We start from the raw sequence: 5,340 nt of genomic DNA, 5'->3' as shown, positions 1-5,340 counted from the left end.
TTAACTAGATTTATCTTAAAAATTACAAATTATAATAGAATGCTAATCATTTTTCAATAGAACTAAAATTTTCCTCTGGCACTATTAATGCCAACGGTATTTTATAAGATTTGTGCGACTGAGAAATCGGAGATTTTTCGGACGTAGCAAATCGTTGGTTGAATGTTTGTCAGTTCGTTATTTAGTTTAAAAGTAAGCATAAATTTTATGAGGTGTTACCAGCTTTTTTTATTCAATCAGCTTAATCTTATTTCCAATTCTATGTTCAATCTTTTTTCCAACTACCATATATGAATAAATCATCTCTGTTTTTACTTCTCCATTGAATTCGTATTCGAGAATTAAGTCATTGATTGAATTTATAGCAATCCATTTAGTTTGTTTTTCTCCGATTTCAAGTTTTTCTATTGATTTAGGTTCTCCGCCAATAATTTTTAAGTTTGTAATTTCTCGGCCAGTTTCATTTATAAATGATACTCTCATCGTATTCATTAATATCATTACAAAGTAAAAATAAGCAAGAATTATCGGAATATTTAATAGCATTATTCCAGAAGTGAAAAAATACTTTTTTCTATTCTCTTTTTCATTGATTAAGTCAATTAATACTTTAACAAAAACTCCTGCATTAATTATTCCCGCAACAACAATAAAAATCATTCCAAATTCTGTAATTGCACTTGAATCAGTGAAATAAAATATAATTAATATCATTGTTCCAATCAGAAATGATATTAAAGCTGTAAATCGTCCAATTCTATTTGTCATATTTATTGAAATCTAATTGCTGGTAACGGTTTTGTGTAAGCGTCAGTAATGGGAAAGTGCGCGAGTACTTTCCGCTGACGCCACTAATTTATTAAAAAGGCTAGAATTTCCGAGTAGGAAATTCAGCCATTATTGCGTTTACACGTTGTTGGCAATAGTTATTTGTACCTGACTTCTACAGTATGGGTAGGATAACTTCTCTTATGCGATTTCTTTTTATTTATCGCTACTTGTTTGTCAGACGTCCAAGCACTCATTAACCATTGCTTGTGTATCCAACAATAAGTTCTATACCATTGTGCTTTGATATTAGAATCATCATCAGGCAATACTTTTGATAATTCTAAGTCATCAATCTTGGGTTCACTTGATTTTTCCATTTAAATTAATTATTTTAATTGAGACTACTCTATAAGGTTTTCGTCTTCCCCTTTTAAGCTATTTTAACTAATACAAATTATATTTTAATTCTATTCTGATAGTATTGTGAATTGTTCTGTAAACTATTCTATAATCATTAATATTCCATTTGTATTGATTTTTTTCAACTTCTATTGGATCGCCAAGAATGTCAAATAGTTGTTTTTCAAATTCTTTTTTATCAAGGATTCGATGAAATAAAAAATTCACATTTGTTTCTCTAGTATATTTGTCAATAGTTTCTTTAGTTACAGCAGAACTGACTCTGAAATTTTCATTTTTACTTAAATCATTAGCTAAAATGTTTAAATCCAATTCATTAGATGTTGTAATAAAAACTGTCAAACTATTTGTTACTTTAGTATTAATTAAAGCACTATACTGTTTAAATCGTTTTGTTAAGATAATATTATCGTTAACTTCCTGTATTTCAAAATCCTTAAATAAATGTTTCAGTAAAATATGCTCCCATTTTTCTGTATTCTTAATGGAATTCAAAACTTGAAATGGTATTTTTTCAGTTTGTCTAAAAACATTACTGACAGATGAACAAGAGGACATAAATATAAGGTATGTACATATGATTATTTTTCTCATTATCATCTTTTTAATTATTGCCAACGGGTTTGAGCATGAAAAGTTGCGACTTTTGAAATCGTAATTTTTCAGGCGTATAAATATATTATTTTTTTGATTTAGAACCATTCTATTTTACTGAATAAAGCAATTTTTTATGCGCGGTGTTGTATAACGTGGTTTTGAGTTCAAATTATTTTATTTTGTTCCAATTAAATCCGTTTCAATATTCAAATCCGCAATGATTGATAAATCGTTGAATTTATCTTTTTTGTAATAAATTATCATAAATACTTTTCCAATTCAATGCTAAAATCTCACGTTTCAATATTCAAATCCGAAATAATTATAAATCGTTGAATTTGTCTTTTTTGTATTAATTTATCATAAATACGTTTTCCGATTCAAAGCTCAAATCTCACGTTTCAATGAGTTTTTCCGTTTTCATTGCTCAATTTATCCGTTTCAAATTTTAATTCCGTAATTATGCTCAAATCTAGCCAATTCAATGATTTTTCTCCGTTTCAACTTTCCATTTTCCGATTCATTGCTCAAATCTGACAATTTTACTATTTATCAAATTGGGTAGAAGTGGTTTTTAATTTTTCTATCTCAATATCTTTTTTTGCTCGTGACTTAGACAGTTTGATTTTTTAAACTTATAAAACTCAAATTAGGAATTTCGGAGTAAATTCCGCCATGTTATACAACGGTTTTTGGTATGGAAAGTTGCGTTTTTGAAAAAGTAATTTTCCGATGTTTAAATTTAAGTTATTTATATTTTAGAAACATTCTATTTTTTTGAATTTAGCAATTTTTTATACCAGTTGTTGGGGCTAGTATTTTTTGAATTCAAGAATAATCTCGTTTTCCGAAAATCTAAATCCCATTAATTTCTCAATATCTGTTCCTGCATTAATTTTAATTGCCGCATCATTTAATCGTAACATTTGGCTAACTCTCCAAAGTCCAATTCCTTCTCCATTTTTCCTAGCTTTTTTAACTTCTTTTCCTGAATAACCTTCTGTGAAAATTTTTTCTAACTCGTCTGGTTCAATATAAAAACTTGTCATTTTGAATTTTAATTCGATTTTGTCAGTCAATTCTCTGAAACTTATATCAATTTTTGTGTTTGGTTGAACATATTTTGCAGAATTTTCAACTACGTGATATAATGCAACTTGTATTGCTTCATAATCACATAATATGAAATTTTGATTTTCACCAACATTTACAAATACATTTTTATCAGAAAAATCTACAAAGAATGTATGAAGAACATTCATTAAAACTTTATGAATTGGATGCGACCTTTTCTCAAAAGTTGGATTTGCTCTATCTAATTTTTTATATATTGAAAATTCAGATTTCATATGAATATTATGTTTAGCCATTCGGATAAACATCATTGAAGCTTCTTTGGGATTATTTATAATCTCTTTTTCTATATACTCAAGTTGTTCATTGATGTTTTTTGTTAAAATATCTTGAGATACTAAATCATAAATTTCTTGAATATTATGAGCGTTAATAGAGGTTAAATTATGGATTAATCTATTTATTCTTTTTTGTTCAATTGTTTTTATTGAATTCTCAAAGTCGGATTTCACTAATTTAATATCCGAATATGAATAGGATAAACTTTCTAACTTCTCTCGAAATAATTTAGTTGTTTTTGTTTTATTACAACAAAGAAAGGTTTTGCTTTTAGTATTTATATTAATACCATTTCTTCTTTTCTCATTATAAATAGGGCAATCAATTATTTTTCCAATTGTTTGACAGTTCTTTAAGCAATTTTTACATTTAGATTTTAAATTGGATAACACTAATTCATCGTTAACCTCTGAAATTGAATAATGGTTCATTTTGCAAAAGTTTCTATAAGGTTTATAAATTGATATGGTTCAGCATTTTTAGGTAAACAGTCGTCAACTTCCCTTAATGCTTTATGAAATCTATCACCACTTGTTTCATCAGAATAGATAACAATAGTTTTGGATGGGTATTTCTTTTTTAAAGCTGAAGCTAAACCAAGTCCTTGATCTTCAAAAAGAGTTGTTCCAACTCCATTGATATCAACAAATATAATATCGGCTTCATTTGCTTTTGGGTCATCTAAATCTGTAATATCTTTTATTGATTTTGTATTTTTCCAACCGGCTTTTTTTAAAATTGAAACCATTTTAAATTTTGTATGTTCGTCATCAACAAATAAAATCCTTGTTTTGTCTTTTAACCGATTATTATCTGTCTCTTCAACATTGTCATTATTTGAATTTTTTTCTTGAGAAAAATTATTTATAATTACCTTATTTTTATTCTCACCAGAAACTTTCATAACTGGTTCATTTTCTTTTTTATTAAATATTTTTGAAAATATTAATACTAAAATAGTTACACCAATTCCACTAAATAGCCATTGGTAATGTTCTTTTAAAAAATCAATCATAGTTTTTTTTTGTTTTGTTATTTCATTATTAGCCCCAACGGGTTTTTATAAGATTTGTGCGACTGGAAAATCGGAGATTTTTCGGTTGTAGCAAATCGTTAGTTGAATGTTTGTCGTTTGTATTAGTTCAAATTTAAGCATAAATTTTATGAGTTGTTGCCCACAGTTATTTCAATCCTCTTTTTTTGTCAAAAATCTACTCAAGAATCTTGTTATAAACATTTTCGGTTTTTCATTATTAGGGTCTTTTAACCAAAATCCGCAAACATTACAAATCACCTCATTTTTGTAAGGTACTTTACCATTCGTAGCATTGTAGGCTGTGATTGCAATACCCAAACTGCCTCCATTTGATTCATTAGTATATTCTACTTTATCCTTTCTGATTTTATCGGAATAACATCTCGGACATCTTTCTTTATTGTCATCTAGTTTAGATTTCGGATTATTCTCAATAAGGTTTTTAATGCGAGATTTTGTCAAACCTCTTTTAAAGAGTATTTGGTTTATATTTTCTTGCGAATTTTTCAGATAGGTGTCAAGTTTGTATTTAGCAAAATAGGCTAGTTCATAATCATCAAATTCGGAAAGATATTCTTCTATTTTACTCAATTTTCACGCTTTTAGTAGTTACCCAATAAATTCGAATATCTAACATTTTTAATGCAGGTAAAATTTCTTCAATTATTTTTCTCTGCCCAATGGTGTCAGGTAACGCAATTCCAACTTTTGTTAGATTACCAGATGGTTTATTTGAAATGACTTTCATTGTTGCTAAAAGAGCAACTGAAATATGTGATTTTATTTGATTTCCATTGAAAGGTTTCCCGAATCTATTCGATGATGGTTTAGAACTTGTTTCTCCTTTTGCTTCGATATATAATGTTTCAAAATTATTTTTTGCGATAACATCAATTCCTTGTTGATTTGTTGTCAAGCTTTGCTCAATTTTGTAATCTTTCTCAATAAGAAAGTCAGTTAAATTTTCAATAATATCGTTTTCTGTTAGCATTTTTTTCTAATTGTGGGCAACGGTTTTGTATAACTAAAGTTGTGATTTGTTTTTTGCAATTTTTGTTTGATAAATTTAGTAAAATAAATATTAAGAAACATTCTATTTTAGA

General features: G+C 27.5%; 7 protein-coding genes. All 7 read right to left on the bottom strand.

Features of this window, described 5'->3' with window-relative positions:
* Nucleotides 1–228: 228 nt before the first annotated feature.
* Nucleotides 229–768, bottom strand: a complete 540-nt coding sequence (locus BX611_RS14950; protein ID WP_115882837.1) for a hypothetical protein — start codon at nucleotides 766–768, stop codon at nucleotides 229–231.
* A 158-nt stretch (nucleotides 769–926) separates the two neighbouring features.
* Nucleotides 927–1,148: a hypothetical protein gene (locus BX611_RS14945; RefSeq protein WP_115882835.1), complete on the bottom strand. Its 222-nt coding sequence runs from the start codon at nucleotides 1,146–1,148 to the stop codon at nucleotides 927–929.
* Nucleotides 1,149–1,215: 67 nt separating this feature from the next.
* Nucleotides 1,216–1,785 (bottom strand): hypothetical protein, encoded by a 570-nt coding sequence (locus BX611_RS14940; protein ID WP_147296436.1) that lies wholly within the window; start codon nucleotides 1,783–1,785, stop codon nucleotides 1,216–1,218.
* A gap of 815 nt (nucleotides 1,786–2,600) precedes the next feature.
* On the bottom strand, nucleotides 2,601–3,632 hold the full coding sequence (locus tag BX611_RS14935; RefSeq protein ID WP_115882831.1) for a sensor histidine kinase: 1,032 nt from the start codon (nucleotides 3,630–3,632) through the stop codon (nucleotides 2,601–2,603).
* A complete protein-coding gene (locus BX611_RS14930) occupies nucleotides 3,629–4,216 on the bottom strand; it encodes a DNA-binding transcriptional response regulator (RefSeq protein WP_115882829.1) in 588 nt (195 codons plus the stop codon). The genes BX611_RS14935 and BX611_RS14930 overlap by 4 nt, the downstream gene beginning before the upstream one ends.
* A 171-nt stretch (nucleotides 4,217–4,387) precedes the next feature.
* The gene (locus BX611_RS14925) at nucleotides 4,388–4,828 is read right to left on the bottom strand and encodes a hypothetical protein (protein ID WP_115882827.1); all 441 of its coding nucleotides are present in this window, start codon (nucleotides 4,826–4,828) and stop codon (nucleotides 4,388–4,390) included.
* Nucleotides 4,821–5,228, bottom strand: a complete 408-nt coding sequence (locus BX611_RS14920) for a hypothetical protein (protein ID WP_115882825.1) — start codon at nucleotides 5,226–5,228, stop codon at nucleotides 4,821–4,823. The genes BX611_RS14925 and BX611_RS14920 overlap by 8 nt, the downstream gene beginning before the upstream one ends.
* Nucleotides 5,229–5,340: the final 112 nt, after the last annotated feature.

It is taken from the genome of Lutibacter oceani, from assembly GCF_003384935.1.
Taxonomy (GTDB): Bacteria; Bacteroidota; Bacteroidia; order Flavobacteriales; family Flavobacteriaceae; genus Lutibacter; species Lutibacter oceani.
The sequence above is the reverse complement of the archived record's forward strand: the minus strand, read 5'-3'. Positions and strand labels throughout refer to the sequence as shown.

Bases quoted from the DNA above. Each gene is read 5' to 3' on its own strand.
- BX611_RS14950 (WP_115882837.1), bottom strand. From the start codon at position 768: ATGACAAATAGAATTGGACGATTTACAGCTTTAATATCATTTCTGATT.
- BX611_RS14945 (WP_115882835.1), bottom strand. From the start codon at position 1,148: ATGGAAAAATCAAGTGAACCCAAGATTGATGACTTAGAATTATCAAAA.
- BX611_RS14940 (WP_147296436.1), bottom strand. From the start codon at position 1,785: ATGAGAAAAATAATCATATGTACATACCTTATATTTATGTCCTCTTGT.
- BX611_RS14935 (WP_115882831.1), bottom strand. From the start codon at position 3,632: ATGAACCATTATTCAATTTCAGAGGTTAACGATGAATTAGTGTTATCC.
- BX611_RS14930 (WP_115882829.1), bottom strand. From the start codon at position 4,216: ATGATTGATTTTTTAAAAGAACATTACCAATGGCTATTTAGTGGAATT.
- BX611_RS14920 (WP_115882825.1), bottom strand. From the start codon at position 5,228: ATGCTAACAGAAAACGATATTATTGAAAATTTAACTGACTTTCTTATT.